This window comes from Rhizobium sp. P2_G2, from assembly GCF_056403555.1.
Window position 1 is genome coordinate 1 of the sequence record NZ_JBFUFF010000215.1, and the last position, 4,359, is coordinate 4,359.

Here is a 4,359-nt window from a genome sequence, read left to right on the forward strand (position 1 = left end):
CAGCGCCTGGCCGCCGTTGAGCGTGATCGTGTCACTCTGGATTTCCATGTTCATTCCGGCCCTCCTCCGCGGCCCTTTATTCTATCATGAAGCCTCGGCCAGTGCCGGGTTCGGGTTGGGTGCCGGACGTGACGTCGCAATCGCGGCAATGGCGGGCAGCAAGGTTTCGAGTGCCGCAACCGGCGCGATCGAGGCGATGTAGCGGTCGCGCCGCAGCAGAAAGGCATGTCCGAGATAGTTTTCGAGTTGCGGCGTGCTGAACAGTCGCGAGACGTCGCGATAGACCGGGAAGGCGCCATCGACCGGGTTCATCCATTCCGGCGTCAGGCCGACGACGAAAGCGCCGGCGCTTGCCAATTTCGACAAGGCCGCCGCCGGCACGATCCGATCCGGGAACTCGTCGAAGACAACCACCGTTGGCTGGTCGGGCAGCAGCCTGTCGAGCAGGGAGCGGACGCGATCKGTGCCCTCGACGACAGGCTGGGGGATGAGCCGGCCGACCATGGTCTGGCTCTCCGGCTTTCCATCGGGAAACARCAGTCCCTGCCGGAAGCGCGGYTTAGGYTTGTAGCGCATCTGGGCAAAATAGTCGCGGGCCGGCGGGTAGAGYCCCAGCACGCCGAAGGCAGCCCGCGTSAGTGCCGCCTTGACGCCGTTTTCCGGCATCATCACCTGGCCCATGCGCAGCGCAAGATTGATCATCTCCCAGGCATGCGGCTTGCGCTCGATCTCGTAGCTGTCGAGGAAAGCGTCATCGACCTTTCCGGCGACAGCTTCGGCCAGCTTCCAGCCGAGGTTCTGAGCGTCGCGCAGGCCGCTGTTCATGCCCTGGCCGGCGAAAGGTGGGGTCAGATGCGCGGCATCGCCGGCGAGGAAGATGTTGCCCCGCCGCCAGCTCGTCGCCATCCTGGCATGGAATGTATAGACCCGCACACGACGGAATTCCGCATTGCGGTCCGGACCGACSCTTGAAAGGAGGTTGCGTACGAACRCCTCGTCGCTCGCAACCTCCTCGTCCTCGCCCTTATGCAGCATGAACTCGTAGCGCCGGATATTGTCGGGTCCCGGCAAGGAAATGCAAGGCCGAGTGGGATCGCAATGGACCTCGGTATGGCGGAAGCGGTTTTCGGTTCTGACAAGATCGACGATCAGCCAACGCTCGGCAAAGGTCGATCCCGCCAGCTCAATGCCCAGGCTGCTGCGTGTCGGTGAACGTCCGCCGTCACAGGCAACCATGAAGCGCCCGGACAGGCATGCCTGRYGGCCCGTGCTATTCCGGACCTCCAGTGTCACCGAATCCTTCGTCTGCGCGAAGCGATGCATCTCGCAGCCAAACATCTGGCGTACGTGAGGAAAGCGATCGAGCCCATCGCGCAGGACCTGCTCCAGCTCCGGCTGCTGGAAGGCGTTTCGYTTGTCGAAACCATAGTCGCGGGATGTCGGCTCGACGGTGAGGAAGAGCCGGCGCGATGGCGACAGATAGCGTGATCCGTAGCCGCGCGCTACGATAGCCTCGACCTCGTCGRCAAGGCCGATCGCCTGCATCGTCCGCATCGACTCGTCGTCGATCGAGACCGCGCGCGGCTCCTGGACGGTGGCGGTGTTGCGCTCGATGAGRATGASGGAAACGCCCATGCCGCCCAGGAGATTGGCGAGCGTCAGGCCCGTCGGACCGGCACCGACGATTGCGACGTCSGCATGCGCCGCGTCGTCATCTGCTGCCAGCCAGTTCTCCTTCCCGGGCATCTCCATMCGCAGTTCCGCCCTCAGCYTTCGGCCATAATAGGATTGGCGAGCAGACCCACGCCGGGTATRTCGACCTCGAAGATATCGCCGGGCTTCATGTAGAGCGGCGGCTCGCGGCGATCGCCGACCCCACCGGGGGTTCCGGTCAGGATCACGTCGCCGGGCCGAAGAGGCGTGAACTGCGAGCAATAGGAAATCAGCGTCGGGATGGGGAAAATGAGGTCGGCRAGCGTCGCCTSCTGCATCACCTCGCCGTTGAGCCGGCCSAGGATGTGGAGCTTCGTGTAGTCSTCGACTTCGTCAGGCGTCACCAATTGCGGGCCGAAGGCGCCGGTCGAGGGAAAGTTCTTGCCGGGCGTGAACTGAAACGTATGCCGCTGCCAGTCACGCACGGTGCCATCGTTGTAGCAGGCATAGCCCGCCACATGGTCCATTGCAGCACTYTGSGCGAYGTAGCGCCCGCCGCGGCCGATGACGACCGCGAGYTCAGCCTCGAAATCGAGACTGTCGGAGACCCGCGGCTTCACGATCGGCTGGCGATGCGCAATCTGCGTATCGGCAAARCGGGTGAAGAGCGTCGGGTATTTCGCGTCCGGGCGCTTGGTCTCGGCGCGGTGGGATTCGTAATTCAGCCCGACGCARAGGATCTTGCCCGGATCCGGAATCACGGGCAGGAGAACGAYGTCCGWCTCGGTGAACTCCGGCGGGCGACCGTCGACAAACGCGGCCGCCTTGCCGAGGCAATCGGCCTCGATCGCGTGTTTCAGCGTTAGAACACYGGGCGCGAGCTTGCCGGTCAGATCGACGATACCCKTGCCGACCCGAGCACCGAAGCCGGGAGTGCYAAGACGCGTGTAGCTCAGGARCTGCATGGGATTCTCCGCTTCCGCTTACGATCGAAGGATTGCCTTGCCCCACAGGTTCAGGGTSCGGGCCTCATGCGGCCAGTCCTTGACGGGGCGGTCGTGAATGACTTCCAGTTCGGCCGAGATCTCGATCCAGTTYTTGTCGGGGTCTTCGATGAAGATGAAAAGGTTGTTGCCCGGACCGTGGCGACCGGGACCCCACATGATCGGAATGCGACGTTCGGCGAGATGGTCGCACCAGTCCCGGATCGTGTCCCACTCACCGGCCTCATAGGAGTGATGGTCCACGCCGGTGCGGTCGGACTTGAAGCAGGCGATCGTGTGGTGCTCGTGGTTGGAGCGCGTGAAGCAGGTCGCGAGCGAACCATCCTTATGCAGCACGCGGTCGGACAGCGCGAAGCCGAGCTTGCCGTGATAGAAATCRCGGAACGCCTCGACATYGAGCGACGCGAAGGTGAGATGCTGCGTCGGACCACGGATGCCTTTGAAGCCCGCGGCCTGGAGCTTGGCGAGCCCGAAGGYGATCAGATGGCCGTCAGGATCTTTCACCGCAAAGGCGCCATCYTCGAAGAAGGGTGAAGGCGAGGGCAGGATTTYCACCCCTYCAYTCATGGCGCGCGCCTTGAGCTCCGCCACGCCGTCTTGGTCGCGGCAGGCAAGCCCGGCATASGCGAGCTTCTTGTCCTCGCCGGCCCGGAYGACATAGCGGCGCTGCGGTCCTTCGCAGATCCATTCGTCACCGGACGCGGTCAGCTGCATGTCCATGGCATCGGCGTAGAACTCGGCCAGGCGTTGGGGATTGGAACTTTCGAATGCGACATGGTGCAGATAGGCACCCGCGCGGACGGCAGTAAGGGCCATCGCTTCCTCCATTTGGTTTTCCACCTTTTATCATTTTTTGATAATTATGCAATATGTATATCGCGCATTTTTCCATTTTTTCGTTGGGATAGCATTAATAACCCCGCAAAAAGCAATCGGCCCGGAACGATGTTCGGGCCGATTACCTGCTTGGGAGGCATTGTCAGGCGGCAGCGGGAACCCAGTTGCCATGCAGCGACATGCGTAGCCGGAACGGCAGCTTCACAGTCGCGATCGGTCCTTCGTCGAGATGCTGGGCATCGAGGACCACAAGATCCGTCGCCATCTCGGCGAGACGATTGGCCAGTGCGATCACATAGCCCTCACCTTCTGCGGCATCTTTCGACTTCGGCACGAAGATCGGCTCCTGAAACGAGGTTGTGGGATCGCCGAACCAGATCTTCGACTTCCGTGTCGTGACATCGATATGGGCCAGAATATTCATGAATTGGAAGGGCGGCGGGCCGAGCTTCTTGAAATCATATGGCCGGGCCGGATCGAACCCGATTACGAAGCCGTGTTTGTAGGGCCGGCCCATGTAGCGGTCGTCGCTGCGAGGGAATTCGCATATGAAGTCCGTCAACGTGCTGGCTTCGAGGCTGTTACCCACCTTGTTCATGTCGAAGGTCCAGCGCGTCATCTGCGACCGTAGCGTCTCCGGCGGCGGCACGCGGCCATCGGCCTGGGGAAAGAAATAGAAGATGTTGCCCGACGTGACCGGCATGTCGACATAGATCMGCCCGTGGCCATCGTCGAAGGCATTGAGCGTATGCCCCTGGAATCCATTCGGCGCCGTGAACCAGCGGACGTCAGCCGCATCGCCATTGCGCGGCAGCACGCCGAACAGTTGGTCGAGCCCCGGCTGCCACTGGAAATGCCGGCCGCC

Annotated in this window: 4 protein-coding genes; all 4 read right to left on the minus strand. The window is 62.3% G+C overall.

Annotated elements, in window-relative coordinates; all coding sequences use genetic code 11:
• Positions 1–84: 84 nt before the first annotated feature.
• Entirely contained in the window at positions 85–1,752 is a 1,668-nt protein-coding gene (locus tag AC1D06_RS41970; protein ID WP_477991423.1) for a bifunctional 3-(3-hydroxy-phenyl)propionate/3-hydroxycinnamic acid hydroxylase, read from the minus strand.
• A 14-nt stretch (positions 1,753–1,766) separates the two neighbouring features.
• Positions 1,767–2,618 (minus strand): fumarylacetoacetate hydrolase family protein, encoded by an 852-nt coding sequence (locus AC1D06_RS41975; RefSeq protein ID WP_477991425.1) that lies wholly within the window; start codon positions 2,616–2,618, stop codon positions 1,767–1,769.
• Between the two features lie 18 nt (positions 2,619–2,636).
• Complete coding sequence (locus AC1D06_RS41980; RefSeq protein WP_477991427.1) at positions 2,637–3,473, minus strand: VOC family protein; 837 nt, start codon at positions 3,471–3,473, stop codon at positions 2,637–2,639.
• 163 nt (positions 3,474–3,636) lie between these two features.
• Positions 3,637–4,359, minus strand: a 723-nt coding sequence (locus AC1D06_RS41985) for a carotenoid oxygenase family protein (RefSeq protein ID WP_477991429.1), incomplete at its 5' end; no start/stop codon positions are given.